The 25915-nt window shown below is 70.2% G+C and carries 23 protein-coding genes and 2 pseudogenes; 13 read left to right on the forward strand and 12 right to left on the reverse strand.

Going from position 1 to position 25915, the window contains the following annotated elements; genetic code table 11:
• Nucleotides 1-64: 64 nt before the first annotated feature.
• A complete protein-coding gene (locus V2W30_RS40565) occupies nucleotides 65-2755 on the reverse strand; it encodes a helix-turn-helix transcriptional regulator (protein WP_338704192.1) in 2691 nt (896 codons plus the stop codon).
• 516 nt (nucleotides 2756-3271) lie between these two features.
• Between V2W30_RS40565 and V2W30_RS40570 the strand changes: the two genes are divergently transcribed.
• From V2W30_RS40570 to V2W30_RS40580, 3 genes are all read left to right on the forward strand, one after another.
• Nucleotides 3272-3898: a hypothetical protein gene (locus V2W30_RS40570; RefSeq protein WP_338704194.1), complete on the forward strand. Its 627-nt coding sequence runs from the start codon at nucleotides 3272-3274 to the stop codon at nucleotides 3896-3898.
• Between the two features lie 76 nt (nucleotides 3899-3974).
• The gene (locus tag V2W30_RS40575) at nucleotides 3975-4379 is read left to right on the forward strand and encodes an SsgA family sporulation/cell division regulator (RefSeq protein WP_338704195.1); all 405 of its coding nucleotides are present in this window, start codon (nucleotides 3975-3977) and stop codon (nucleotides 4377-4379) included.
• Nucleotides 4380-4505: 126 nt separating this feature from the next.
• Complete coding sequence (locus V2W30_RS40580; RefSeq protein WP_338704197.1) at nucleotides 4506-4778, forward strand: WhiB family transcriptional regulator; 273 nt, start codon at nucleotides 4506-4508, stop codon at nucleotides 4776-4778.
• Nucleotides 4779-4918: 140 nt separating this feature from the next.
• On the opposite strand, the gene V2W30_RS40585 is transcribed toward V2W30_RS40580, so the two are convergent.
• Nucleotides 4919-5779, reverse strand: a complete 861-nt coding sequence (locus V2W30_RS40585; protein WP_338704198.1) for a PrsW family intramembrane metalloprotease — start codon at nucleotides 5777-5779, stop codon at nucleotides 4919-4921.
• A 225-nt stretch (nucleotides 5780-6004) separates the two neighbouring features.
• Here V2W30_RS40585 and V2W30_RS40590 point away from each other — a divergent pair, with 225 nt between their 5' ends.
• A complete protein-coding gene (locus V2W30_RS40590; RefSeq protein WP_338704199.1) occupies nucleotides 6005-6433 on the forward strand; it encodes an SPW repeat protein in 429 nt (142 codons plus the stop codon).
• A gap of 30 nt (nucleotides 6434-6463) precedes the next feature.
• Complete coding sequence (gene ftsH / locus V2W30_RS40595; RefSeq protein ID WP_338704200.1) at nucleotides 6464-8386, forward strand: ATP-dependent zinc metalloprotease FtsH; 1923 nt, start codon at nucleotides 6464-6466, stop codon at nucleotides 8384-8386.
• 238 nt (nucleotides 8387-8624) lie between these two features.
• Here the strand turns inward: ftsH and V2W30_RS40600 are convergent, their stop codons facing one another.
• Complete coding sequence (locus tag V2W30_RS40600; protein WP_338704201.1) at nucleotides 8625-10022, reverse strand: CHASE3 domain-containing protein; 1398 nt, start codon at nucleotides 10020-10022, stop codon at nucleotides 8625-8627.
• Between the two features lie 165 nt (nucleotides 10023-10187).
• Between V2W30_RS40600 and V2W30_RS40605 the strand changes: the two genes are divergently transcribed.
• Both V2W30_RS40605 and V2W30_RS40610 read left to right on the forward strand, forming a co-directional pair.
• On the forward strand, nucleotides 10188-10499 hold the full coding sequence (locus tag V2W30_RS40605) for a hypothetical protein (RefSeq protein WP_338704202.1): 312 nt from the start codon (nucleotides 10188-10190) through the stop codon (nucleotides 10497-10499).
• A gap of 218 nt (nucleotides 10500-10717) precedes the next feature.
• Nucleotides 10718-11716: a histidine kinase gene (locus V2W30_RS40610; RefSeq protein ID WP_338704203.1), complete on the forward strand. Its 999-nt coding sequence runs from the start codon at nucleotides 10718-10720 to the stop codon at nucleotides 11714-11716.
• Nucleotides 11717-11766: 50 nt separating this feature from the next.
• On the opposite strand, the gene V2W30_RS40615 is transcribed toward V2W30_RS40610, so the two are convergent.
• Nucleotides 11767-12510: a ketopantoate reductase family protein gene (locus V2W30_RS40615; RefSeq protein WP_338704204.1), complete on the reverse strand. Its 744-nt coding sequence runs from the start codon at nucleotides 12508-12510 to the stop codon at nucleotides 11767-11769.
• Between the two features lie 401 nt (nucleotides 12511-12911).
• Between V2W30_RS40615 and V2W30_RS40620 the strand changes: the two genes are divergently transcribed.
• From V2W30_RS40620 to V2W30_RS40630, 3 genes and pseudogenes are all read left to right on the forward strand, one after another.
• On the forward strand, nucleotides 12912-13712 hold the full coding sequence (locus V2W30_RS40620) for a GNAT family N-acetyltransferase (RefSeq protein WP_338704205.1): 801 nt from the start codon (nucleotides 12912-12914) through the stop codon (nucleotides 13710-13712).
• 23 nt (nucleotides 13713-13735) lie between these two features.
• Nucleotides 13736-14341 (forward strand): annotated as a pseudogene (locus V2W30_RS40625) (peptide deformylase).
• 134 nt (nucleotides 14342-14475) lie between these two features.
• On the forward strand, nucleotides 14476-15372 hold the full coding sequence (locus V2W30_RS40630; protein ID WP_338704208.1) for a Bax inhibitor-1/YccA family membrane protein: 897 nt from the start codon (nucleotides 14476-14478) through the stop codon (nucleotides 15370-15372).
• On the opposite strand, the gene V2W30_RS40635 is transcribed toward V2W30_RS40630, so the two are convergent.
• The gene (locus tag V2W30_RS40635) at nucleotides 15366-15926 is read right to left on the reverse strand and encodes a TetR/AcrR family transcriptional regulator (RefSeq protein ID WP_338704209.1); all 561 of its coding nucleotides are present in this window, start codon (nucleotides 15924-15926) and stop codon (nucleotides 15366-15368) included. The genes V2W30_RS40630 and V2W30_RS40635 overlap by 7 nt on opposite strands.
• A 112-nt stretch (nucleotides 15927-16038) precedes the next feature.
• Here V2W30_RS40635 and V2W30_RS40640 point away from each other — a divergent pair, with 112 nt between their 5' ends.
• Both V2W30_RS40640 and V2W30_RS40645 read left to right on the forward strand, forming a co-directional pair.
• Nucleotides 16039-16374 (forward strand): hypothetical protein, encoded by a 336-nt coding sequence (locus tag V2W30_RS40640; RefSeq protein WP_338704210.1) that lies wholly within the window; start codon nucleotides 16039-16041, stop codon nucleotides 16372-16374.
• A 113-nt stretch (nucleotides 16375-16487) separates the two neighbouring features.
• Nucleotides 16488-16970 carry a hypothetical protein gene (locus tag V2W30_RS40645; RefSeq protein ID WP_338704211.1) on the forward strand — a complete coding sequence of 161 codons (483 nt, stop codon included), beginning with the start codon at nucleotides 16488-16490 and terminating at the stop codon, nucleotides 16968-16970.
• A gap of 18 nt (nucleotides 16971-16988) precedes the next feature.
• Here the strand turns inward: V2W30_RS40645 and ilvC are convergent, their stop codons facing one another.
• From ilvC to V2W30_RS40665, 4 genes are all read right to left on the reverse strand, one after another.
• Nucleotides 16989-17987: a ketol-acid reductoisomerase gene (gene ilvC, locus V2W30_RS40650; protein WP_338704212.1), complete on the reverse strand. Its 999-nt coding sequence runs from the start codon at nucleotides 17985-17987 to the stop codon at nucleotides 16989-16991.
• A gap of 28 nt (nucleotides 17988-18015) precedes the next feature.
• Nucleotides 18016-18825 carry an alpha/beta hydrolase gene (locus V2W30_RS40655; protein WP_338704213.1) on the reverse strand — a complete coding sequence of 270 codons (810 nt, stop codon included), beginning with the start codon at nucleotides 18823-18825 and terminating at the stop codon, nucleotides 18016-18018.
• Nucleotides 18826-18895: 70 nt separating this feature from the next.
• Entirely contained in the window at nucleotides 18896-19777 is an 882-nt protein-coding gene (locus V2W30_RS40660) for a helix-turn-helix domain-containing protein (protein WP_338704214.1), read from the reverse strand.
• A gap of 99 nt (nucleotides 19778-19876) precedes the next feature.
• Nucleotides 19877-20728: an alpha/beta hydrolase gene (locus V2W30_RS40665; RefSeq protein ID WP_338704215.1), complete on the reverse strand. Its 852-nt coding sequence runs from the start codon at nucleotides 20726-20728 to the stop codon at nucleotides 19877-19879.
• Between the two features lie 246 nt (nucleotides 20729-20974).
• Here V2W30_RS40665 and V2W30_RS40670 point away from each other — a divergent pair.
• Nucleotides 20975-21075: pseudogene (locus V2W30_RS40670) on the forward strand (peptide-methionine (S)-S-oxide reductase MsrA); the annotation flags it as partial.
• Nucleotides 21076-21127: 52 nt separating this feature from the next.
• Here V2W30_RS40670 and V2W30_RS40675 read toward each other — a convergent pair.
• From V2W30_RS40675 to V2W30_RS40685, 3 genes are all read right to left on the reverse strand, one after another.
• A complete protein-coding gene (locus V2W30_RS40675; protein WP_338704216.1) occupies nucleotides 21128-21886 on the reverse strand; it encodes a creatininase family protein in 759 nt (252 codons plus the stop codon).
• A 29-nt stretch (nucleotides 21887-21915) separates the two neighbouring features.
• A complete protein-coding gene (locus tag V2W30_RS40680) occupies nucleotides 21916-22974 on the reverse strand; it encodes an alpha/beta hydrolase (protein ID WP_338704218.1) in 1059 nt (352 codons plus the stop codon).
• A gap of 156 nt (nucleotides 22975-23130) precedes the next feature.
• Nucleotides 23131-25878 (reverse strand): LuxR family transcriptional regulator, encoded by a 2748-nt coding sequence (locus V2W30_RS40685; protein ID WP_338704403.1) that lies wholly within the window; start codon nucleotides 25876-25878, stop codon nucleotides 23131-23133.
• Nucleotides 25879-25915 lie beyond the last annotated feature (37 nt).

The following is a 25915-nucleotide window of genomic DNA, read 5'->3' on the forward strand; positions in this document are numbered from 1 at the left end:
CACGCAAGGGACGGACGAACCGCCAGCCGGGCCCGCGGCCTCGGGGTTCGGCCCGTCCGCACCGTCATCCTCCTGCCGCGGAGCGGGGAGTACCCAGGGTGACGCTCCGCGAAGCCGACCTCGAGGGGGGCCGGACAGGAGCGTCGGCCAAGTCGACCTCCCGCGCGTACAGCCGGGCCAGCTGGACCCGTGAGCGGACGCCCAATTTCTCGAAGGCGTGCCGCAGATGGGTGTTGACGGTGTGTGGGGAGACGAACAGCTGTTCCGCCGCCTCACGGTTGGTGGCGCCGTGAGCGATCAGCCGCACCACGCCAAGTTCCGACCGGGTCAGCCCGCGCCATTTCACGCCGGGCGCGGTGGCGGAGGCCGCGGAGAGAGGTCGGGCGCCGAGTGCGCGCAGTTTGCCGCGCACCCGCTGAGCGTCGTGCTCGGCCCCGCAGCTGCCATAGCCGCTGAGCGCCTCCTGCAAGCGTGGGCCGGCATTGGCCGTTGCCCCGCATGCACCGGCGTCCTCCAGAGCGCGGGCCCGCAGCAGTGGGCGGGCCTGCCCGTGACCTTCGGCTGCTGCCATGAGCAACTCCGCGTCCCCTGCGTACAGGCCCCGCACGTGTGTGGCGGCGGCGGCGAACAGGGGCAGGCCGGGGTTGAGCCGGGCCCGCTCCGCGGCGAAATCCACCGCGGCCGCCGCCATGTCACGCTGCCCGGCGGTCAGCGCCGCCGCCACCAGCAGGACGATGTCCCCCGCATCGACACAGGACACGTGCAGGAGACCGCGGCGCAGGAGGGCGGCGGCGGACGTGAGCCGTTCATCGGTCACGGGCTCGTCCCGGTACAGGGCGATCAGGAGCGACACCCACGCTCCGGCCCGGCGCGTTTGCTGGTCTCCACTCGCGAGATACGCCTCCGCGCGCGCCGCGCACGCCTCTACCTCGCGGTCGTCGCCTAGGTGGAAGGCGGTTCGGGCCCGCACGCACAGCACGGCTGCTTCATGCGCGGCGTCGGACGTACCTGCCGTGGCCTGGTCTTGCTCTGCGGCCGATTCCTGAGCTGCCGTGAGTTCCCGTGCTGCCTTCCGCAGTTGGCCGCTGCTCAGCAGCAGCCGGGCCCGCGCGGTGCGCCACAGCGCCGCGTACGCCCGGCGGCCCCGCTGCTCCGCTTCCGCCAGACCGCCCTCGACCAGATCCTCGGCACCTCGGGTGTCGCCGGCCAGGCCCAGCAGCTCGGCTCTCCAGGCCATCGACAGGACGACTTCAGGAAGCATGGGTCCGCACGCCGTATCGAGTTCGGCGGCCTGCGCCGGCACCGGCTCGCTGTGCCGCAGGGCGTCGCTCCAGCGCTGCCGACGACAGACGCTGATCGAGCGGAGCGTGCGCAGGGTCAGATCGTTCAGCGGGTGGGTGCCACGGGCGTGGGCCAGCGCCCCGGTCAGGATCCCGCCGGATTCATCGGCCTCTCCCGACAGCAGACGGTGCAGCAGGGTCGTCGAGCGCAGCTGGTCCTTCACCGGCAGCGGGACGTCAGGGTGGTGCAAGGCGCGTCGCAGGTGGGCGTCGGCCTGAGGCAAGGGGAACGGGCCGCCCATCCGGGCCAGTTCCAGGCACACGTGGGCGTGGGTGACCGCGTCGGGAGGCGTTTGGAGTACCTCGCGGGCCAGGGTGCGGGCCTCGGCGGATTCGCCCGACTCCCACAGCAGCGGGACCAGCCGTGCCGCCAGCCGCGAGCGCCGGGGTGTGGCGGGTAGGGCCAGCTCCATCGCACGGCGTACATACGCGGCGCCTGCCGCCGGCGCGAGCGGCGCGACCTCTCGGGCGGCGGCCTCCAGCGCGCGGATAGCTTGCTCGTCGCCGAGGTCCGCGGGCGCGCCGATCTCGGCCGCGAGCGTCGTGGCGGGCGTGCCGTCCGCGAGGCCCAGGTCGACCGACCGACGGCGCACGGACTGGCGCACCGGCGGGGGCAGTGTGGCAGCGACTGCCGCGCGCAGCGACGGATGCGCGAAGGCGAGGTGTTGTTGCTCGGTGCGCATGAGCCCCGCCGCGAGCACTTCGCGCAGAGGGCTCAGCAGGGCGGGTTCCCAGCGCTCCAGCATCCGGGACAGCTGCCGTACATCGAGGCGGTCGCCCAACACCGAGGCGGTCAGCACCAGTTCCCGGGCGGGCGGTGTCAATTGGTCGAGGCGGCGGGTGACGACGGCCGCGATCATCTCCTGACTGCCGGGTGACGAGGCGAGCAGCGCACAGGCGTGCCTGATCACGCCGGGCAACCCGCCGAGCAGTGGCAGATACGGTTCGGCCTCCGCGGCGCGTGCACCCATGAGGTCCGCCACGAGCCGCCGTACGGCATCGGGTTCGAGGGCGGTGAGCTCGAAGCCATCCGTCTGCTCGGCCGGCAGGCCGCGGCGCAGGGCCGTGACCGTCGGCGCGTCGAGGTGGGAGCGTGCGGCGAGCACCCACAGCAGGGGCAGTCCGACCAGCCGTGCGGTGAGTGTGCGCAGAGCGAGAAGCGTCAGGTGGTCGCAGTGGTGCACGTCGTCGTGGACCACGAGGACCGGGCCCTGGCGGGCGAGTTCCCGCAGACCGTCCTCGACCTGCCGCAGCAACAGGTACGGAGAGTCGGGCTCCCCGTCCCCCTGGGGTGCGAGAGCACTGAGCAGAGGGGCGGTCAGAACCGTTGCCGCCCGGGTCCGGGCCGCCCGCTCGGCGGTCGTTGCCAGCAGGTAGGACTTGCCGACGTCTGCGGGGCCCTCGATCCACAGCACCCCACCTTCGTGACGGTGGACGAGACACCGCACCCGCCGTAGAAGCTGGTCAGGGATGTCGGTCGTCGTCGCCTTCAGCAAGGCAGCCTCCACTGTTCCGTGTGCCGTGCCTCCCGCGCACTCACACGTGCTGTGTCCACGGCCGGCACACATGGAGTGTGTGGCCCGCTACCAGCATGTGTCCTTGCTGCGCCCGGTGGCTGTCAAGGACTCCGGAGCGCCCACAGCGGGCCCACCTGACGGTCGGTGTAGGGAAAACCCGAGCTCCGGGCGAGGGTCGGGTCGTTCCCGGCGGTCGCGGCCTGCGCGGACGGCCGGACGCCGCCGCAGGTCAAACGATTGGAGTCGGCCCGAAGGTGGGGTGGGCCCTACAAGGGTTCGGGGGAACCCCGAGCAAGGGCGAGGGAGCACACGACAGACCGGGATGTCGGCCACTTTGAGACTTGGCGCTCACCGGCAGGTAGAGAAATACGCCGCAGCGGACCGAACACTTGTGGCCAGGAACGGGGAGTGGACATGGTTCACCTGGAAACACCTCACGCTGAGGTGGGCGACCGGATGCGCCGGCCCGCGCCGCACTCCGAGCCTTCCCGCTGGTCCGCCCGCCCGAGCGGTGCCCTCACCCGGGCGACGATGCTGGCGGGTTCATTGGTCTCGGCTTCTGCCGGCGCTCTGCTGATCGTCGTACCCGTACCCACACCGGCCGCGACCGGGGCGCTGTTCGGGGTGCACATCGCGGTGCAGGGGGTGCTCCAGCTGCTGGCCGTGCGCCGGTCCACGGCCTCGGCGGCCGTCCGGTGGCTGCTGGCTGTCGGCGGGTGCGCCGCGTTGCCGCTGGGTGCGGTCCTCCTCACCGGCCGCGCCGACACGGTGTTCCTGCTCGGCCTGTGGACCGGCTGCGGCTGGCTGCTGCGGGGACTGACCATGGCGATCTCTGTGACCTCGCCCTCGGTGAGCCACGTCCTCGTCTACGACGTCCTGACCGCGGTGATCGTCTCGGCAGGCCTGTTCTTGACCGGCTTCCCCTACGAATCACCGGCGCAGCTGGCCGACGTCGGCGGCTTTGTCCTGCTGGCCACCGCGGTCTTCGAACTGATCGCCGCCGCACGCCGAAACACCCGGGCTCTGCGTGCCATCGGCTGAGCCCGGCACGACGCAGCAGCACAACAACCTACGTTCCCCGCCGGATGACCGGCTGAGGCCCTTCTGGGAGGCGACTATGAAGAAGTGCCATCTCGTACTGGAGATCACGCACTGGGTGTCCTCCGAACTCGACCTGTCACTGCAGTGCGAGTTCTCCTACGACGCCCAGGACCCGCTCGCCGTCACCCTGGTTCTAGGCACCGCGGGCGTGCGGCCGGTGACCTGGATCCTGTCTCGAGATCTCCTGGCCGAGGGCATGACCGCCCGTGTGGGCGATGGCGACGTGACGTTCTGGCCGATGCACGCATACGACGGCGAGCCGTCCTCCTTCTGCGTCCGCGTGGGCAACCCCCAAAGGGCGGTGTTCGAGATCCCTGCCGAGCCGGTCGTGACCTGGTTGGCGAGGACCTACGACATGGTCCCGCGGGGGACCGAAATGGACGGCGTGGACTGGGACGAGTGGGCCCAGCTGGCCGAGTGACGTCTATGGGGCCGACCGCCGTGGCGGGCAGGCGCAGACAGAGAGGAAGAGGACCATGCGCAACACACCCAAGAACACACTGCGTCCCTTGCTGGTCGACTGGCAGTGGCAGCAGCGCGCCGCGGCATGAGCAGCACCACCTTCTTCTCGCCGCCGGGGGAGCGGGGTCGGGCGCGCCGCATCCGCGAGGATCGGGCCCGTGCAGTCTGCGGCGGGTGCGAGGTCGTCGACATCTGCGCGGCCACGGCTCTCAGGCATGGGGAGACCTACGGAGTCTGGGGCGGGCTGTCCGATGACGATCGCCGACAGCTCGGTACGGGCACGGGTCCGGGCGCGGACAGCGCCGAGACGACCGGGAGGGGTGGGAGGACCAACACGTACGACGTTGCGTCGGGGTGACCGCACGGGCTCGGCCCCGGGACAGACCCGCCCGCCGGTACCCGCCTCCGCCCCTCCTGATCCGCCGTCACCAACAAGCCGACGGCGGATCAGTCGTAGAACCCCCCTTCCGGATCCGTGGTGGGACCGCCCGGTGCGGATCAGCCGTGCGAGGCGGGAGCCACCGCCGACGTGGCGGCGGGCAGAGTGATGCCCGCAGACCGGGACAGGCCGGCCAGTCGGTGGGTGGTGAACACCAGCAGGGAGAGACTGACGGCCGCCAGTACCACGTAGGCCGTGTCGTCGTCGAAGCTGTCCCAGGCCGTGTGCAGGCCCACGGCGATCGCGTAGACCAGGACCAGGACCCCGACGGAGCGGCGCTGCCAGTGATGCGCCATGGCCGACCACAACGCGGCACTGGTCAGCCCGGTCCACGCCATGTGGGCGGCAGGGCTCAACAGGCCGCGGACCACCAGCAGATGGTCCACCACATGCAGGTCACCGCCGGACTGGACGAGTTCGACGAAGGCGTAACCCATCGTCTCGAACACCGCGAAGCCCGCGCCCGAGGCAACACCGATGAGCAGGCCGTCGCCGGTGGACCGGCGCCGGATGAACAGCAGCAGCACCAGCGGCATGACGAGCTTCGCCGCCTCCTCGATCACCCCCACGGCGGTCATCGGCAGCACGTCCAGCAGGATCAGCGTCCGGTACTCCAGGAACCCGGCCATGGTCACGCCGATGGCACCGCCGACCAGCGCTGTGATGCCCACGGCGGCCGATCCGACGCCGAAGTCGAGTCGCCGCCCGGCCACGAAACTGACGAACGCCGCCGGGACCGGGGCCGCCCCGAAGAAGAGCAGCGCAGGGACGAGATTGGGGTTTGCGGTGGAGATCAGCGCCGAGTGGATCAGCCAGAACACCAGCAGGCCGATGGCGAGGACGGCCAGCCAGCCCCATCGCCGGCCCACCCGGCCCAGATTGCTGTCGTCCCTGCGGACCGAGTTCTGTGTGTCGGACACGGGTTCCTCCATTCGGAAGTGGAGAGCGCTCCGCCCGAGGGTGCTCCGCGCACTGGCGGACCACATCACACAAATATGCCAAAAGGGGCACATGGTGGGCGGCTCCTGTCCAGCGGTCACCAATCACTCACATGTGTGATGTTCCGCCCCGGACCCGGACGACAACATGTGCCCTAGGCAGCCCATGGGACGGCAATTGTGAGGAGCCCTCAGGTGCCAGGTTTCATGCAGGGAAGGGACGACGGCACGTACCCTCCCGGTGCTTTCGAGACCGGGGGACGCCGCCTCCGGGTGCTGAGCGGGCACGACGTGGCGCTGGTGAACGGACCGGTCTTCCTGGTCGGCCTGTTCTACGCGGTCTCCCCCTGGGTGCTGGGCTTCGCCGGTACCCACCACGACCTCGCGGTGCACGACCTGGTCGTGGGCTGCGCGGTCTGTCTGCTGGCCGGAGGCTTCACGGTGGCCCCGGAGCGCATGACCGGGCTGAGCGGCGCGCTCGGGGTGACCGGCCTGTGGATGGCGGTCTCGCCCTGGGTGGTGGGCGAGGTCCCGGGCCGCGCCACTGCGGTCGCGGGTGTGGTCCTCGGCGTCCTCGCTCTGGTTCTCGGCCTGGTGTCCACCGTCCTGGTCCGCCGCGCCAACCGCGTCCCCTGAAGTCCGTGCCCGCTTGTGAGGAGAGGCCCGATGGCCGCACCCGTACCACCCCGCCACGACCTGCGGTCCCCCTGGCGCTCCGAGGGAGTGCCGGGCAGTTCACCGACCCAGGACGGGCGCCGCTCCCGCAACGGATGCCTCGTGCAGATCGTGATCTTCCTCGCCATCTACGTGGCGACCGGCTTCCTCTACAACGGCATGCACGGCGACGGCACCACGTCCGTCGACTACACGGTCTTCACCGCGCAGTTGGACGCGGGCAACGTCAAGTCCGTCTACTCACGCGGCTCGCAGATCCAGGGCACGTTCAAGAAGCCCGGCACCGTGCCCGGCAGTACGGACAAGGCGACGTACGTCCGCTTCAAGACGTACAAGCCCGCCTTCACCGACGACGACCAGCTGTGGAAGGAGATCGAGCAGAAGAAGGTGTTGGTCTCCGCCTCGCCGGTGGCGCAGGGCCCCGGGCTCGGCCAGTCCCTGCTGGTCTCGCTGCTGCCTACCGTGCTGCTGATCGGGGTGTGGGTATTCGTGGCCCGCAAGGCAGGCGGCGGGCTGGGCGGCATGAGCGGCGTGCTGGGCCGCAAGCCGCCCAAGCAGGTGGAGGCGGAGCAGGGGCGCACGAGCTTCGCCGACGTGGCCGGCATCGACGAGGTGCAGGACGAACTCAACGACGTCGTCGACTTCCTCAAGCGCCCCGACGCCTACCGTCGGATGGGCGCGAAGATGCCGCGGGGCGTGCTGCTCGCGGGGCCGCCCGGCACCGGCAAGACGCTGCTTGCGCGGGCGGTGGCGGGTGAGGCCGGGGTGCCGTTCTTCTCGGCGTCGGCCTCGGAGTTCATCGAGATGATCGTCGGTGTGGGCGCCTCGCGGGTGCGGGAGTTGTTCACCGAGGCCCGCAAGGTGGCCCCTTCGATCGTCTTCATCGACGAGATCGACACCATCGGCCGGGCCCGCACCGGTGCCGCGGTCGGCGGCCACGACGAACGCGAACAGACCCTCAATCAGATCCTCACCGAGATGGACGGCTTCTCCGCCTTCGACGGGGTCGTGGTGGTCGCCGCGACCAACCGCGCCGAGATCCTCGACGTGGCGCTGACCCGCCCCGGCCGCTTCGACCGGGTGGTGACCGTCTCCCCGCCGGACCGCACCGGACGCGAGGCGATCCTGCGCATCCACACGCGCGCCATGCCGCTCGCCCCGGACGTCGACCTGGCCCAAGTCGCCCGTACGACCCCCGGAATGACCGGTGCTGAGCTGGCCAACCTCGCCAACGAGGCCGCCCTCCTCGCCGTCAAGCGCGACCGGCCCCGGGGCACCGGGCACGATCTGACCGACGCCCTGGAGAAGGTCCAACTCGGTGCGCAGCGCCCGCTGATGATGCCCGAGGAGGAACGCCGCCGCACCGCGTATCACGAGAGCGGTCACGCCCTGCTCGGCATGCTCCAGCCGGGCGCCGACCCCGTCCGCAAGATCACCATCGTGCCGCGCGGCAGGGCCCTGGGCGTGACGTTGTCGACGCCGGACTCCGACAAGTACGCGTACACCGAGGAGTACCTGCACGGCCGGATCATCGGCGCGTTGGGCGGCATGGCCGCCGAACAGGTTGTCTACGGCGTGATCACCACCGGGGCGGAGAGCGATTTGGAGCACGTCACCGACATCGCGCGCGCAATGGTCGCCCGGTGGGGCATGAGTGAACGGGTGGGCAGGCTGTCCGCGCTGCCCAACGACGGCGGGCAGGCCTACGGTCTCTCGGCCGCCCCGCACACCCTCGACGTCATCGACGGCGAAATGCGCCGGATCGTCGACGAGTGCTACGACGAAGCCTGCCGCAAACTCCGCGATCACCGCAGTCAGTTGGATGCCCTCGCGCACGCACTGCTGGAGCACGAGACGCTGGACGAGGCGGATGCCTACCGCATCGCCGGGGTCATGTCCCTCACGAAGGATTGAAAGCGGTCGATCCCCCTCCTGGGCGCGCTTTCACGTCATGTGGCTGATGCGTGCCCAGGGCCCGGCTGTGAGAGTCGGGTCAGCGGTGGGGCGCGGTGGGCGAGTCCAGGTACTCGCGGCGGTGTCGCGGAGCCTGAGCCGTCGGTGGCCGATGAGGGGGGCGGGCCGGTGGACAGCAGTCTCAGTCGGTGTACCAGGACAACGTCAGGACAAGCGGAACGCCGCCACGCAGCCCTTTTCAGTGCCGGATCGGGATCTGGATGAGGATCGCGGTGCCGCCGCCGGGCGGGGAGTCGATCGCCAGTTTGCCGTCGAACGCCGCCACGCGGTTTGTCAGGCCGGTCATCCCGCTGCCGGCGGTGGCCTTGCCCACGCCGCCGATGCCGTCGTCGGCTACCTTGATCTGCAGGACGTCCCCGAACTCGATGGACACGTCGATCCGGGACGCCTGCGCGTGCTTGACCGCGTTCGTCACGGCCTCGGCCACGACGAAGTACGCGTTGGACTCGATGGTGGAGGAGATCCGCCGCTCGTCCTTGCTCTGAACGACCGTGGGCACCGGGCACCGGGAGGCCAGGTCCTGCACCGCCGCCACCAGTCCCTTCACCGTCAGCACCAGCGGGTAGATGCCGGACGCCAGTTCCCGCAGCTCGTTGATCGCTGTCTGCGCGTTGTCGATGGACTGGTCCAGCAGGTCGGCCGTCGCCGTCTCCGTCTCGGGCAGCATCTCCCGCGCGAGCCGCAGCCCGATCATCAGGCTCACCAGACGCTGCTGCGCCCCGTCGTGCAGATCCCGGGCGGTCCGCCGGTGCACGGCCTCGGTGCTCTCCATGATCCGGCGGCGGCTGTCCTGCAACGAGGCGGCCATGCTGTTGAAGGAGCTGCCCAGCGCCCCGATCTCCGCCACTTTGCTGGGCGGGATCCGCATGCTCAGGTCGCCGCCCGCCAGTTCCTGCGCCGCGGCCGCCGCCCCGCGCACCGGCCGGACCACCGCACGGTGCTGGAGGATCGTGAACACTGCCACGAGCGCGGTCGACGCGGCGAGCCCGATGGCCGCCGCGAGCACCGCTTGCCGGCTGTTCGTCCCGGCGGCGTCGGTGCGCTCGGCGAGCTGTGTGCGCTCGTCCGCCATGTAGCGGTCGAACCGGCCCCGCAAGGCGTCGACGCGTCTTTTGCCCTCGGTGGTCGTCGCCAGCGAGGACGCGGCCGGATCGCCTTGCCGGACCATCTTGACCAGCGGCACCGAGTAGTCGTTCAGGAAGGACTCGACGCCCCGGGTGATCTGCTCGGAGGCGCGCCGCTGTGCCGCGGAGGTGGCGCTCTCGGTGAACCGCCGGGCCTCCGCGGGCAGCGTGGCACGGGCCTCGCGCCACGGCTGAAGGAACGTTTCCTGCTTGGTGATGACAAAGCCCCGCTGCCCGGTCTCGAGATCGAGGAGCAGCTGTTCCATCGCCCCGACCTCGACCAGGGCCGTGCGGGAGGCACGGCGGGCGGAGACGGAGCTGTTCGCGTCCGAGATCGCCCACAACAGCACCGCGAACGCGACCCCGATCAGAAGGGCGAGCAGGCCGCTCGCCGCGACCGTGAGGCTCGTCAGCCCCAGTCGTCGGCCTCTGTACTCCTGCTGTGCACTCATGCCTTGCCCGCCGATTGAACGAAGATGAAGTATCCGAGCGTGCAATGTATCTCCAGTGCGGAGGTATGTGTGTGGATCGCACACCCGGAGGTTCATCGTTGAAAGTTAAATACGTGTTTGGAATTGTTTGTGCCGTCGGGTAGATGCACGGAGAGGTAGACCGTCGTGGCAGTGGAGCGATGGGAAGTGGTGACCATCCCGCTGAGCGACGTCGAGCGCGCGAGGGAGTTCTACGCGCGGCTCGGCTGGCGGCTTGACGGCGCCCCGCCCGCGGCGGCAATCGGCGGGCGTACTCCATCGCACAGGACGGCGGGGTGGGGTTTGCCCTACAGTCGCCGCGAGCGCGGGGCTGACCAGAACGGCGCCTCGGCCCTGGCCGCGGTGCGGGCCCATCGCCCTGACGGACCGCTGCTCGATCTGCACCCGCCCGAGGCCGACGAGCTGACCGCGGCACGCCGTTCTTCGACGCCGACCTGAAGACTCTTCACACCTTGTAGGTGAAGAAAGGTCTGGTTTGGCGATGTTTGCCGCCTTTCTCGGCACCCTGCTGACTCCGGCGTCGTGTGATCACCGGTGACGGCGACGCCGCGAAGCCGAGTCAAATGACGTATGCGTGGCCGAGAATCGCCTGCCAGAGTCGTGTCAGCGGTGGCATACGGCGGGCGAGCCGCCGGGCCGGGGGAAGGACTTGTGCGATGACGTTGATCGCCGATGGCTGGGGAAACGCCCTCGAAGCCTGGGGAGGCGTTCTTGACGTCGTACGGCAGCCTGTCTGGGCCGTGGACGCCGCGCACACCGTGCGCTACGCGAACCCGGAGGCCGCCGCAGCGCTGGGGCACGGCGATCCGTCCGAACTGCTGGGCAGCGACGGCCGTCCGGCCGGCGCGCTCGGGCCGCCGGACGGCCCTGAGCGCGGCGAGGGCACCCTCACACGTACCGATGGCTCGCTCCTGCCCGTGGAATGGACCCGGGTGCCGCTCCCTCCGGCGGACGGCCATGTGGCCCTGACCCTGTACGTCTTCCAGCCACTCGACGAACCGACTTCCCACGGCCGTGGACCCCGGAGCCCGGGGGCACCGGTTCGGCTACTGGCACACCGGCAGGCCGAACGAGAGCGCCGATATGCCGCGACCCTCCAGTACGACGTCCAGGAGTGCCTGGTGCGCGCCCTGCTCGGGCTGAACCTGGCTCGGCAGGAACTGGGCACGGCCCCGTCGCCGGGGACCGACCTGCTGCACGACGCGGTACGCGACACCGAGGAGGCACTGGCCGGTGTTCGGGAGGTCACCGATGCCCTCAACCCAGGTGCCCTGCGCGCCGGGGGGCTCCCCGCAGCCCTTGCCGCCCTCGCCCGGCGTCACCCGGGACGGGTGACCGTTTCGGGCACCCTGACAGGACGGCTGCCCCAGCTCATCGAGACGCATGTGTATCTCTTGGTCTCGGAGGCCGTCGAGCGGGCCCTGGAGCAAGGCGGGGCCGCCCGCGTGCAGGTGACCGCCGACCTCGGCCCGAGGCTGCGGCTCACCGTCGTCGACGACGGGACGCCGCCCGTGACAGCCGCCGACCTGGCGGCACTGGCCGCCCTGACCGAGCGGGCCGTGAGCCTAGACGGCACCCTGACCGTGCGACACACACCCGGTACCGGCACCACGGTTACCGCGACCGTCCCCCTCGGACCGGCTCAGGATTTCTGAGAACCGCACACCCATAAACACATTCATGTGAACGGCGAAGGGGGTCCGACTCAGCCGTTGAGCTTCCCACTCCAGGGGGTTGCCCGCGAGCCGGCCGTACAGCATCGACGTGCCGTGCCGTCGCTGAACTCCTTCATGAAGTCCAGCGTCTGCCAGACGTCCGCGCCGGTGAGGCGGGCGCCGAACACCTCGGCCACCACCTGGGTCTCGCGCATCAGGCCCTCGGCGAGCCGGCGGATCATGCCGTCGTCCATCACCTTCGTCCGATGCAGGGTGAGCGCCGTCAGCGGGTTCGCCGCGGCGTTGAGCATCAGCTTGCGCCACGCGGCCGTGACCAGGTCCTGCTGCGGGCGGATCTCCGTCCCGCCGCCCTGGAACAGCCGGCTCGGCCGGTCCGCCACGGGCCCCGCGGGGACGTCGAGACGGTTGCCGTAGCCGTGTCGGACGTGGCCCGGGGCCAGCCGCTCGGCCTGGATGTACACCAGGGTCGGCACGACGGTCGACTGCGGGGCCAGGGCCTGCACGTCGTCGGTTTCCTCGGCGCCGTTGCGCAGGACGTCGACGGTGGTGCGCTCGTCGCAGAGGGCCGCGAGCCGGCGGGCCGTGCCGGCCGTGTCGAAGGACTTCACCGCCAGCATGATCCAGTCCATTGGCCGCAGGCCCGGTGGGTCGGTGACCACGGTCATGGGGACATGGTTCGTGCCGTCGAAGGTCTCTATCACCAGTTCGTCGAACGAGGTCCGGACACAGGGCGAGACGTCGTGTCCGGCTCGGTGCAGGGCCGAGGTGAACACGCCGAGGTCAGCGGATTCTCCTCCTCGTGAGTCAGCGGGCCGAATGCGCGGGGTGTGCGGGGCTCCGCTGCAGCATCAATACGCGCCCATCTCGTCCATGGGTTCACACATGCGAGAATTCATGACGGGTGTTTTAGATATGTACGAAACAAGTGTGCCTCACGCGTGAACCCACGGAGTCCCCGTATCCGTGTGAAGAGCGGCAGGTTCCCGTCACCGGCCGGGGCGGGGGCAGGGCGGCCGTACCGAGTGGTGCGCATCCGGGCGGCTACCCACCGGGCTCTCCCGTCCGACTCCTGGCTGTGGGGGCCAAGAAGGCGAGGGAGCCCGGCACTGCCGGCCCCGTCGATCGTTGGACCGACGGGGACTGTGCCCCTACCTGACACGATGAAGGAGTTGCGGTGCCGGATCTCGCGGCCGCGGTCGAATCGGTGGCACAGCTGTCCACGGTCTGGCGCGCCATGGTGCTTGACCGGGACGAGCGGGCGGACGTGCGCGACCTGCCGGGCATCGCCGTGCGCTGGGCCGACTGCCGCTTCGCCTTCTGGAACGCCATCACCCTCAACGAGGCCGGCGCGGACCGTGAACTCCTGGAGAAACGCCTGGCCGAGGCCGCGGACATCATGCGGTCGAAACAGCGGCCCGGCTTCCTGTGGCTGTTCGAGGACCTGCTCGTGGACGACGCCCGCGACGCACTCGACGAAGCGGCCCGGCGCGCGGGCCTCGTCCACGCCTTCCCCGGCACCGGCATGGCCGGCGACCTGCTGCCCCTCCCCGAGCCCCACCACCCCGACCTCACCTTCGAGCGGGTCACCACCGACGAACAGCTCACGGCCTACGCCGACATCAACTCCCGCGCCTACGGCTTCGACCTGGCGGACGGCCGCGACGGAATCGCCGGCTCCGTACTGTGGAAGCGGGACGTACACGCCTATCTGGCCGTGCGGGACGGCACCCCGGTCGCGTGTGCCGCGACCGTGGAGGCCCAGGGCCGCCTGTTCGTGATCCTCGTCGCCACAGAGCCGGACCACCAACGCCGCGGCTACGGCGAGTCGGTGACCCGCAAGGCGCTGTACGAGGGCGCCCGTGCCACCGGCCTGACCCGGGCCACGCTGCACGCGACCGTCGCCGGGGCCCCCGTCTACCCGAGGATCGGCTTCGAGCCGAACTCCCCGATGCGCTTCTACACCCCGGCGAGCTGACCCATGACCACACCCCCCGACAGCTGTCCGAGCGCCTCGAGGAGTTCCTCACTCCGGGCGGCCCGTCACCCATCGTCGCCGCGGGCCAACCCGCCCTGCGGTCGCCGAGCCGTACGACGGCCAGTTCGACGACAGTCTGCTGGAGCGCTTCGTGACCGCGCTGCACGAGACGATGCTCGCGGCCCCGGGCGTGGGTCTGGCCGCGCCCCAGGCCGGCATTCCGCTGAGCTTCGCGGTCGTTGAGGACCGGGCCCGCGGACCCCGCGAGGCTCGATGCCCGCGGCCGCACACCCCTGCCCTTTCGGGCGCTGGTGAACCGCTCCTACGAGCCGGAGGGTGACACTCGGGCCGCCTCTTCGAGCACTGTTTGAGTGTGCCGGGCTGGCAGGCGGTCGTGGCCCGCCACCTCCGGGTCCGGCTACGGGGCCAGAACTAGCACGGTGAGGCGATCGGCGAGGTGTCACCGGCTGCCCGGCCCGTAGCGTCACGAGACCGACCACCTCAACGGCACGTTCTGTCTGGACGTGGCTCAGTCGCACTCCCTGTCCATGAACGAGGCGGTCGCCGAACACTGGTCGCAGCTCACCCCCGAGACAGCCGCCCAGGAGCTGGGTTTCGAGCCGCCCTGACGGCCCGCGCTGTTCGGACACGTGCGACGGAGGAGGCCACCGTCAACTGACTGATGTGCACTATTTGTCCGGTAGGGCAGTCTGGCGACAGCCGACACCTCCGGCGTGTCCCGACACGGAGAAGAGGACCTGGCGTGACACCGGTCGAGCAGCACCGCCCCCTGAAGAGCAGCAACCCGATACTGGCCTGCCCGCAGTTCGAACGGCGGGGTGGGCAGAAGACGGTGGCCAGAGACCCGCGAGCGGGCATCGCCGTCGGTCAAGGCCGCAGCGCAACGGGCCAGGACCTCGATCAGACTCACGACACCGACACCGACACCGGCCCGCTGCCCCTCGCCGTCGGCGACCTGATGACGATGGAAGACGTCCGGCCCCGCTGGCTGGCAGGACTCGGGGTGACAGCCCTCTTCGTGAGCCTGTCATGGACCCTGCTTCCCCACCTGCCGGCTGGTACGGCCGTGGCCTACGCCATCGCCGGGGGCGCCGGCCTACTTGCGGCGGCGCTGGTGGTGGTCCAGTGCCGCCGCAAGAGGCCCTCCCCGACCCTGACCCTGACGTTCGCTGCCCTGCAAGGCGCATGTCTTGGCGTGTTCTCCACCACGGCCTTCAGCCGCCTCTCACCGGGCCTGCTCGTCCAGACCGTCCTGGGCACGCTGGCCACCTCCGTCGGCTTCCTCCTCGCGCACCGGCTGCACTGGATGCGGGTGCACCGGCGGAGGTACGGCTTCCTGGGCGCCGTGGTGTTCGCCGTGTGTTTCCTCGCCCTGGCGGATACCGCCCTGTTCCCCCTGATGGGCGCCGACGGCCTCGGCCTGCGCTCCGCGGGCCTCGGCGTGCTGATGGGCCTGGTGGGTGTCGTCTTCACGGTGTCCTTCCTGCCCCTGCACCTGCGCAAGGTCGAGGCCGCCGTTACCCACGGCGCACCCCGTGAGCAGCGCTGGTCAGCCGCGTTCGGGCTCACCCTGAGCCTGACCTGGCTCTACGTGGAAACGGCCAGGCTGGTTACCTATTACCCCGCCGAGTACTACTGATCCTCCGCCCCGGCCTGCGGGCACAGCCCCCGCATCAGCACCTCGAAGAGCCGCTCGGCCCGGGCGCCCGCGGCGCCGTTCGCGCCGATACGCCACAAGGGACCGAGCAGCGTGAAGACGTCCTCAGCCGTCGTCCCCGGCGCGATGGTCCCGTCCGTCGCATTAGCGCTCACCAGCACCGACAGCGCGTCCAGCAGCGGCCGGTACACCTTTTGACACTGCTCCGTCGACGCCTCGCCGACGACGCTCATCGCCTCGGCGAACTGCGGCATGCACCGGCCGATGTACAGCAGTCGCCGCAGCCAGGCGCACAACCCGTCCTGCGGGGACAGGCTGCCCAGCAGGGCCGGCACGGCCGTCACCAGGTCGTCCACCTCCGCCTCGTACACCTGGAGCACCAGGGACTCCCGAGTGGGGAAGTGGCGGTAGAGCGTGCCCTGGCCCACCCTTGCCCTGCGTGCGATGGACTTCATCGAGGTGTCGCCAGGAACGGCGAGCACCTCAGCCGCCGCCTCGAGGATGCGCATACGGTTGGACAGTGCGTCCGATCTCATGGGTGTTCCGGTCCCTTTCCGCTGAGGCACACACGTTTCTCGTAGCCTCATCGAGACACATATTCTGGTTGAAACCTACACCGACATGTTGAATGGAAGGCCATCTCATCCCATGTCCCATGACACAGATCGGCTCGCTTCACTGATCGCCGACCTCGGCGCGGACCTCGACCAGGGTGTCTGGGTCCCTGGGCCGCTGGAACGAACCCTGGCAGGACGCCTGCTGGTGGCCTGTGCGGGAGACGGCCAGTTCACCCCGGACCGGCTGCGCGAGACCCTCTGGGAAGGCAACGTCGCCCTCGCGTACACCGCAGGCGGCCGCCTTGCCCGCCTCCTGACCGAACTGCACGAGGTGACCGCGCACTCCGCTCCGTACGCTGTGCGGCATCCCGTGCTGCCCGAGGCCACACGACTGCTGGAGCGTACGACCGAGGACATAGCCGCGTAGGACGACGACGGGCTCTGAGCCCGGCCCGCAGTCAGATGACGGATGTGCTCACCCCCACGCTCCGGAAGGCTTCATGCCACGGAGCGCACTGCGGGTGCACAGGGGGAGAGTCCATGACGAGGCACGACAGGTTCGGACGACCGGACAGCCGCCTTTCGACGGCCACGACGTCACCGTCCGGGCGGCGGCTCGGCGTCGGCCACCGCCCGGCCCGGCCCGCCCTCACCCTGGTGGCCGGCACCCGGGCCGATGCCGCGGTCGAACTGGCCACGCTGACCATGCAACCGATGCCCGCCGACGTCCGGGGCGCGATCGTGATCCCAGTGCCCGGCACCCTCATGGCCACCTGGGTGCCGCTGACCGCTCCCTCCCGCATCCCCCAAGGCCGCATCATGCTGGCCTGGACACCCGTGGGTGACGGCCGCACCGACGTCACGGCCCACCTGGGCCTGGCCGGCGCCCAGGTCCTGCTGGCGGTCTGGCCGGGCCTGCGCGGCGAGTGGTCCGGGGTGGTCCGCCCTACCGTGACCGAGGTGACGGAACTGCACGCCGCGCTCCGCCTGGCCACGGTGGTCCTGGACCGCCTGACCGACTGAGCGCGGCGGCGAGAGAGCCTACGCCTCCTCGTTCACCCAGCTCATCAGCTTGCGCAGCTGCCTGCCGGTGGTCTCCAGCAGGTGCTCGGAATCCGCGGTCCTGTACGCGGCGTACCGCTTCAGACCACCGTGGTACTCGTCCATCCACGCACGCGCGAACGAACCGTCCTGGATCTCGGCGAGGATCTTCTTCATCTCCGCCTTGGTGGCACCGGTGATGATCCGGGGGCCGGTGACGTAGTCGCCCCACTCGGCGGTCTCGGAGATCGACCAGCGCATCTTCTCCAGGCCGCCCTCGTACATGAGGTCGACGATGAGCTTCAGCTCGTGCAGGCACTCGAAGTACGCGATCTCCGGCTGGTAACCGGCCTCGGTCAGCGTCTCGAAACCGGCCTTCACCAGCGCGGTCGTACCGCCGCACAGCACGGCCTGCTCACCGAACAGGTCGGTCTCGGTCTCCTCGGTGAACGTCGTCTCGATGACACCGGCACGGGTACCACCGATGCCCTTGGCGTACGACAGTGCCAGCGCGATGGCGCCACCGGAGGGGTTCTGCTCGACGGCCACGAGACAGGGAACGCCGCGGCCCTCCTCGTACTGGCGGCGCACCAGGTGACCCGGGCCCTTCGGGGCGACCATGCAGACGTCGACCCCGGCCGGAGCCTTCACGAAGCCGAAACGGATGTTGAGGCCGTGGCCGAAGAACAGCGCGTCGCCGTCCTTCAGGTTGTCCTTGATGGACTCCTCGTAGACCTGGGCCTGGATCGGGTCCGGGACCAGGATCATGATGACGTCGGCCTCGGCCGCGGCCTCCGAGGGGGTGACGACGCGCAGGCCCTGCTCCTCGGCCATCGCCTTGGACTTGGAGCCCTCGTGCAGACCGACGCGCACGTCGACGCCCGAGTCACGCAGGGACAGCGCGTGCGCGTGGCCCTGGGAGCCGTATCCGATCACCGCGACCTTGCGGTTCTGGATGATGGACAGGTCAGCGTCGGCGTCGTAGAACATCTTGGCCATGGGAGTGTCTCCTTGCTTGGGATGGCAGTCACACGTGAGTCGCAGGTGTGAGTAGATCGTCGTGCGGGCCCGAGTGGGAGGAGCGGAGGTCACGGAGGAAATCCGTGAGGATCTCCAGCGTGCGATCCGGCTCTTCGAAGAGTGCCGCGTGTCCGCCGCGCACCGCGGCCAGCCGCGCTCCGGGGAGGCCGTCCGCGAGGTCCACCGAGTGGTTCGGGGCCACGAATCGGTCCCCGGCAGCAGCCACGACCAGAGTGGAGGCGGTGACGGCAGAAAGGTCGCCACGGACATCGACGCCGAGGGCGCAGGCGATCTGCCGGGCGGTGCCGGCGGCGGCCGTCATCAGACAGGTGGCCAGGGACTGGGCCGCCTCCGGTCTGCGGGCGGCCACATGGTCCTCGGAGAAGGCCAGCGAGGTCAGGAAGGCGCGCAGCCGGTCGTCCTGGCGGGCGAGCAACGACGCCCAGGTCTTCAGCCTCAGCCACAGCGAGGTGTGGGGCAGGGCGAAGCCGGAGAGCGTGATCAGCCCGCGCACCCGGTCGGGCTGACGGGCTGCGACCTTGATGGCCACGACCGCGCCGAGCGAGGGCCCGGCGATCGTGAAGTCGCCCAGCCCGGCCCGCTCGGCCGTGGCCACTACCTGGTCGGCGACGGTATCGAGATCCAGGCGGCCGACGGGCAACGGGCTGCGCCCCGAGCCGGGCAGGTCGACGAGGATGACGGTGTGCTCGGCCGCCAGTTCGGCGAGCAGCGTCTCCCAGGTCAGGGCCGCGGTGCCGCCGACGCCGGGCAGGAGCACCAGACCGGGCCCGCTGCCATGGACGTCGTACGCGAGCATGCGCCACCTCTCTCACACGTGCCTGGAGCACGGGGTTCCCTAGGAGTACGAGAGAAGGCGGGGCGCGGGTTCACTGCACGGTGGTGTCCCGCGCCGCGTCCTGGGCCGGCTGGGCGGTCCAGGACGCGAGGATGCGCAACGCGTCGTGGGAAGGGCTGTCTGCCTCGGCAGTCAGCACCATCAGGCGCTGGCCGGAGCCATCGGACGCGGCCCAGGTGTCGCAGTCGAGGGTGAGGTCGCCGACCAGGGGGTGACGGTAGTGCTTGGTGCCGTAGGTGGCGCTGTTGACGCGGTGTTCGGCCCACCAGGTGCGGAAGTCGGTGTCCCGGATGGTCAGTTCGCCGACGAGGGTGGCGAGGTCCGGGTCGTCGGTGTCGGCCGCGGCCTCCATGCGCAGTGCGGCGACCGCGTCCCGGGCGTCGTGCTCCCACTCGCGGTGCATGGCGCGGATCGCCGGGTCGAGGAACATCAGGCGCAGATAGTTGCGCCGCGCCGCCGGGACGGCGGCGAAGTCGGTGTAGAGGGCCGTGGCGGCGGTGTTCCAGGCCAGAATGTCCAGGCGTCTGCCGAGGACGAGGGCTGGGGCCTGGGGGAGTTGGGCGAGCAGGCGGCGCATGGCGGGGCGTACCCGTTGGACGGGGCGGCGTCGGCGCGGCCGGTCGTCCGAGCGGCCGGCGAGTTCGTACAGGTAGCGCTGCTGGTCCTCGTCAAGGCGCAGGGCACGGGCGAGGGTGGCCAGGACGGGGGCGGAGGCACGGACGCGGCCCTGCTCGAGGCGGGTGTAGTAGTCCACGCTGATCGCGGCGAGCGCGGCGACCTCTTCACGTCGGAGTCCGGCGACCCGACGGGCGGTGGAGTCCGGCTTGCTCAGGCCGCACTCGCGCGGGTTCAGTTGCGCGCGTCGGGCCTTGAGGAACGAGCCGAGGGCACGGGGGTCGGAATGTGAGGTCATGTGTGCAATCTCCTGTGGTCCGCACACCTGCGACCGTGGCATAGGTGTGACGTGGCCCGAGGGCGGCGGGGCGTGTCGCCCCGCCGCCCTTCGAGGGTGTCAGCGCACGGTGGCGCGGGCGGCCCGCTCGATCACGTCGGCCACCAGACGGGGGTGGGAGACGGCGACCGAGTGGGAGGCGGCGACCTCAGTGGTGTGCGCGTGGGCGCGCTTGGCCATGTAGCGCTGAACGACGGGCGGGATGTTGAGGTCCTCGGTGGTGATGATGTCCCAGCTGGGGATGGTCTTCCAAGCTGCGGTGGTGGCCTTCTCCTCCAGCGCGGACTGGGCGATGGGTCGCTGCTCGGCGGCCATCAGGGCGGCCTGCTTCGCGGGTACGTCGGCGGCGAACTGGTGACGGAACTTGTCCTGCTGGATGTACAGGTCGGTGACCGTCGAGCCGTCGGTCTGCTGGTACGTGACCGGGTCCAGGGTGTCAGGGAGCGTGGAGCCCGGGTACTTGTTGGTCAGCTCCAGGGCGCTCTCGCCGGGGGCCGGCAGGAAGGCGGCGACGTAGACGAGGGCCTTGACGTCGGAGTCGTTCGTGGCGGCCTCGCTGATGACGTTGCCGCCGTAGGAGTGGCCGACGACGATCTTCGGGCCCTTGATGTGGTCCAGGACCGAGCGCAGGGCGGCGGCGTCGGAGGCCGGGCCGCGCAGCGGGTTGGCGGCGGCGACGACCGGGTAACCGTCGGCCTTCAGCCGCGAGATGACGCCGTTCCAGCTGGATCCGTCGGCGAAGGCGCCGTGCTCCAGGACGACGGTGGGCTTGGCGTGCTTGCCAACACTCGCGGCCGCCGCCGTCTCGGTCGCGCCGTTGGCGGTGCCACTGAGGGCGAACGCGCCGAGCGCGAGCCCCGCCGCGACCGCACCCATGGCCAATTGCTTGCGTCCACCCTTGATGCTCACCACGACTAACCCCTCTCAGGAATTTTTCTCGGTATCTACGGTGTCCCGGCACAGCCGGAAAGTGTCACCGTTTTAAACGGTGACGAATCTGTCATGCGACACGTCACCTGTCAAGACGGTGACGCATGTGGAGGTGTGAGGTTCGCCGCGGCGCGAGCCTGTGACCTGCCCCGAACGTGCGCAAACTGCAAGGTGAGGCGCCATGAGCGACACCGAGCGAGTGCGCTGCTGGTGGGCGGCTGCTTCTGGTACCGCTCGGCGAGCTCCTCCTACGGCGACGAGCAGCGCCGCGTCGCCGAGGACACCCTCGCCGACATCGACGCCTCCGGGTGTGGCCGGGACCAGTGGTGAACGGGGCACGGCGGGGACCGGCTACGCCGCCCCTGCCGTACCACCCGCGCGCTACTTCGCCCAGGGGTCCCGCACGATGATGTCCGCCAGTGCCGAAGCGCACCCGGACAGCATTCGCTCGCCCTTCTCGGCCGTCGCCACCCTGGCGTCCCCCGCCACCCCCGACTTGGTGATCCGGTCGAAGGACACGGCCATGTACACCGGCTCGGTGGACTCCGCGGGCAGGGTGATCCGTGGTCCGTGCGCCTCGACCAGATTCTGGGACCGGATCAGGTCCGGATGCGCGGCCATCATCATGGACGTCTCGCCCTCACACGCGTGCATGAGACCGTCCTGCGTCTCGAGGGCCTCCCGCACCACCTCCCGCCCGGCGCCGAAGTAACTGGCGAACGCGATCGGCGTCGACAGCTCCGTGGTCAACTCTGTCGTGAGGGCGTTGAGGCCGGTCATGTTCCCGCCGTGCCCGTTGACGATCAGGATGCGTGAGAAGCCGGCCCGGATCACGGAGCGGCAGATGTCACGCAGCAGCGCGTGCAAAGTGGGCAGGGTGAGGGTGAGCGTGCCGCCGAAGGCCATGTGATGCTCCGACAAACCTGTCGGCACGGACGGCGTCACCACCACCCCGGTGTGCTCGGCCGCCAGCACCGCCGCCCGTCGGCACACCTCCGCCGCCAGGAAGTCGTCGACACCGGTCGGCAGATGAGGGCCGTGCTGCTCGGTGGCCCCGATGGGCAACAGCACCACCGCGTCACGCGCCGCGAGAGCCCGCAGTTCGGCGGCGGTCAGACGGTTCCACAGGACTTCACTCATCGGGGCTCCTCGAGATCAGAGTGTTGAGATCAGAGGTGATCGGCGTCGACCACAGCCTGTGCGAAGACCGTGGGCGCCTCCTGCGGCAGGTTGTGGCCGATGTTCGCGATCGTGCGGTGCAGGTAGGGGCCGGTGAAGTGCTGGCGGTACGTGGAACCGTCGCCCGGCGCGGTGAAGGGGTCCAGGGCCGGGTCGAGGGTGACAGTGGGCACGCCGATGGGCGGCGCCGCCGAGAGCAGCTTCTCGTAGCGGTCGTACCGGTGGTCACCCTCGATGAGGCCGATGCGCCAGCGGTAGTTGTAGAGGACGATCGCGGCGTAGTCGGGGTTGAGGAACGCCTGGGCCGTGCGCTGGTACGTGGCGTCGTCGAAGTTCCAGTTGGGAGAGACGAGCGTCCACACATAGCGGCACAGCGCGAGGCGGTCGTCGACGTTCTCCATCGCCTTCTTGCCGCGGTCGGTGGCGAAGTACCACTGGTACCACCAGTTGTGCTCGACGGCCGGAATCGCCGGCTCCAGCTGCGCCTTGCGGTCGGTGATGACGTAGCCGCTGGTGGAGACCATGGCCTTGACACGCTCCGGCCACAGCGCGGCGATGATGTCGGCGGTGCGCGAACCCCAGTCGAAGCCCGCCAGGACCGCCTTGTGGATCTTCAGGGCGTCCATGAACGCGATGATGTCCAGCGCGATGGCCGACTGCTCGGCGGTGCGGGGTGCGTGCGAGGACAGGAAACGGGTGCTGCCATGACCGCGCAGATAGGGCACGAGGACGCGGTAGCCCTGGTCGGCGAGGAGCGGGGCGACGTCGACGTAGCTGTGGATGTCGTACGGCCAGCCGTGCAGGAGGAGCACGACCGGGCCGTGGGAGGGACCGAGCTCGGCATAGCCGACGTTCAGCAGCCCCGCCTTGACCTGCTTGATCGCGGGGAACTCGGTGTGAGTGCCGGGCGTGACGGTGGGCACTGCGGCGGCGCCGGCCCCCGCCCCGGCGGTCGCGGCAAACGCCTTGGTCTGCAGGCCGGTCAGCGAGACCGCGGCCGCGCCGGTGCCCAGGCCGACGGCCTTGCTGAAGGTGCGCCTGTTGATCATGTGAAAGCCTCCGTCATGTTCTTGATAACCGTCCGGCAGACCGTGAAGGGTCGGCGGCACACACTCTCGTCCGCAGCGAAATTGGACACATCAGTCATGTGACGGTGATACGTAGGCGATGCCTCGGGGCGTACACCGTCTTAAGCCACCCCGCACTCAGTCGTCCTGCTCACCCTCCAGCCTCGCCAGGGCGTCGCGGAGGGCGGCGCGGGAGGTGATGCCGAGTTTGGGGAAGACTCGGTAGAGGTGTGAGCTGACGGTGCGTGGGGAGAGGTGCATGCGTTCGCCGATCTCCTTGTTGGTCAGGCCGCTTGCGGCGAGGTCGGCGATCCGGCGCTCCTGCCAGGTGAGTTCGGTCAGTTGCGTGGTCGCGCGTGTGACCAGGCCGGAGACGCGGAGTTCGGCTTGGGCGCGTTCGGCCCAGGTGGCGGCCCCGAGGCGTTGGAAGGTCTGGGCGGCGAGGGTGAGGGAGGGGCGGGCGGTTTTGGGTCCGTGGGTGTGGCGTTGGCGGATGCCGTGGGCGAGGTGGATGCGGGCGAGTTCGTAGGGGAAGTGGTGGGCGTGGGGGTGGGTTTGGGCTTGGTGGTAGTAGTGGTCGGCTTGGGTGGGGTCGGGGGTGGTCATGGCGAGGGCGCCGTAGGTGGTGAGGGCGAGGCGGGGGCTGATGTGGGGGAGGCCTGCGTGGTGGGCGGCTTGGGCGTGTTGGTGGGCTTGTTGGGTGCGGCCGGTGTGGAGGGCTGCTTCGACGAGGTCGAGGAGGGTGCGGGGGGCTTGGTGGGCGTAGGGGTGGAAGGTGCCGGGGGGTGTGATGCCGATGGCGTGGAGGTATGCGGCTTCGTAGTCGCCTTCGGCGAGGGCGGTGGTGGTGCCGATGGTGTCGGTGATCTGGGTGAGGAAGCCGATGCCGCGGGGGCGGGCCCAGGTGTCGACGGTGGCTTGCAACTCGCGTGCGTGCTCGACCTGGCCCCGCAACGCCGCCAACAATCCCAAGTACGCCCGGGTTTGCTGGGCGAGCAGTTGATATCCGTGCGACAAGGTCAGTGCCAGGCATAGCTTCCCGGTGCGCTCCGCCTCGTCCCACTCACCCACCGCGATCTGGTCCAGCATGATCAGATGCTGGGTGGTCATCCCGTTGCGGACGAAGCCCGTCTCGATCTCGTGCTCCGCGCTGCGCTGCAAATGTGGCCGGTATTGACCGAGTGTGTCCACGTGATAGGCGGCGACAGCCAGCCGCGTCACATCCCACGGCTCCAGATTCGCGAGGTCGGCGAACTCACGCTCCACACGCTCCCGTACCCCGGCCCCGTGCCGCACCACGTCACCCCACGCGTCCTGGTAGACCAGCGAGCGTGATGAGGCCAGCTCACCCAGCGTGCACAGCAGTGTCCGCGTCTCCGCCCAGCGCGCCGGCGCACCGGCGTACTGGCTGATGGCCAGCAGCAGATCGACCAGCCGCGTGAGCACCTCGTTCGACTGGCCGACCCCGCGGTCGCGCAGACTCTCGATCGCCGCCGACACCTGGCGGTGCGTCTGCCGTACGTCGCCGTCCTCGAAGAGCGCCACATAGGCCGAGGTCACCACGGAGGCGGGGGACTCGCCCGCGCGGGGCGCCTGTGCGGAGCGTAACAGCCGCTGCGCCTGATCGAAGCGGCCCGAGTGTCCGGCGACGTACGCCGCGCTGCCCAGTCTGCGGGACCGTTCTTGGGGGGTTTCGCTCAGTTCGGCGGCGCGGGTCAGCCAGGCCACGGCGGCGACCGCGCCGCCGCGCCGGGTGGCGGACTCGGCGGCCGCTTCCAGAGCGGCGGCGACCGCCTCGTCCGGGTCGACGGCCGACGCCGCCAGATGCGTGGCCCGCCGCTCCACGTTGTCGCGGTGGACGTCGGCGAGTACGGTATGTGCCGCGCGCCGCTCGTTCGGAGTCGCCGTCTGCACCACGGACGACCGCACCAGCGGATGCCGGAAGACGAAGTCACCACTGAGCGGATCGACCACCAGCAGCCCGGATGTCACCGCCTCCTCGGCGTCCCGCATGTGATAGCGGCGGCCCGCGCCCGGTGCGGGCGCGGAGGTCGCCGCGACACCGTCGAGGGCGCCCCGCAGGAGTTCCCCGCGGACCCGGTTACCGAGGGTCCTGATCAGGGCGCCATAGACCTGCTGAAGTCGCAGCGGCACCGGCAGCGAGGCGTCGTGCAGCCGCAGTTCGGCGCTTCCGTGCTCATCGGTGTCCGCGTGGTGCAGGTGGGCGGGCAGTTCGAGCAGGGCCAGCGGATTTCCCCGCGCCTGGTCCAGCACCAGCCGACGCACCGGCGCCGTCATCTGAGGGTGCCGCAGCTCCAGCAGCTCCCGCGCGGCGGTGTCCGACAGGGCTGGGACCGACAGTTCCGGAAGCGCGGACGTGTCCCAGCCGGACGCGACCTCGCAGCGCAGCCCCACCACAAGGCGCACCGAACTGCCGGTGAGGCGACGCCCGACGAAACCGATCACCTCGGTGCTGGAAGCGTCCAGCCACTGCGCGTCGTCGAGCACCAGCAGCAGCGGCCTTGCCGCGGACGCGTGCCCCAGCAGGTCCAGGACCGCGATGCCAAGCGCCATGACCGACGGCGGCCGCCCGTCGCCCTGCCCGAAGGCCGTGCCGAACACGGTGCGGTGCACCGCGTCGAGGCGGTCCGTCCATGGCAGCAGGGCGTGCAGCATCTGGTGCAGGCCGGCGAACGGCAGCCCCGACTCCGCCTCCACCCCGGCGGAACGGATCACCTCGTGGCCGGCCCGCGTCGACAGGCCGGCCACGAGGTCGAGCAGTGCGCTTTTGCCCGTCCCGGTTTCTCCCCTGAGGACCAGGGCCTGACCTTCGGTGGCCGTCACGAACGCAGACAGCCGCGCTCGCTCGCCGTCCCGGCCGACCATCGTCATGAGCGACTTCACGGCGCCCCACTCCCTTCAC

It is taken from the genome of Streptomyces sp. Q6 (assembly GCF_036967205.1).
Lineage (GTDB): Bacteria > Actinomycetota > Actinomycetes > Streptomycetales > Streptomycetaceae > Streptomyces > Streptomyces citrinus.